The 522-nt window shown below is 74.7% G+C and carries 2 pseudogenes; both read right to left on the reverse strand.

From position 1 onward, the window contains the following. A pseudogene (locus VP06_RS33540) lies at positions 1–388 on the reverse strand (catalase); the annotation flags it as partial. Positions 389–396: 8 nt separating this feature from the next. Further along, positions 397–522 (reverse strand): annotated as a pseudogene (locus VP06_RS38450) (anti-sigma factor); the annotation flags it as partial.

The raw sequence follows: 522 nt of genomic DNA on the forward strand, positions 1-522 counted from the left end.
GGGCGAGGCTGCGCACGGTGGCCTCGGCATCCGCCGCGTAGGGCTGGCCGCCCGCGAGCGCCACCCGGCCCGCGACGGGCGTCACCCGCCCGGCGGCGAGCAGGCCGGCCTTCGAGAGGACCGCGCCCGCGCCGCTCGCGGTGAAGCGGCCCTCGACGCAGAGACCCTTGGCGTGGTTGCGGCGGAACCCCGGATGCGGGCCGTTCACCTGCTCGAAGCGGTCGATCACCCGCGCCGGCGTCAGTGCTCCCGGTGAGAACCAGCCGCCCGCATAGGCGAAACCGCAGGTCGTCCCGGCGAGCACCGCCCCGATGGCGGCGAGGCGCGGGAGAAGGGCGTGCGGCGGCATTCCGGGAGGTGCCCCGGTCAGGTCGTTCAGCAAAGACATCGGATCCCTCAGGTGTTCGTCGTCGTGATGCGGCGGATCGTGTTGGCGAGGGGATGCAGGACGGCCGGCTCGGCCGCCCCGACCAGGCTGTAGCCGAGCCCGGCCTGCGCCCAGGCGTAGCCGATGGCCGATCC

The sequence above is a fragment of the Methylobacterium aquaticum genome, assembly GCF_001043915.1.
Lineage (GTDB): Bacteria > Pseudomonadota > Alphaproteobacteria > Rhizobiales > Beijerinckiaceae > Methylobacterium > Methylobacterium aquaticum.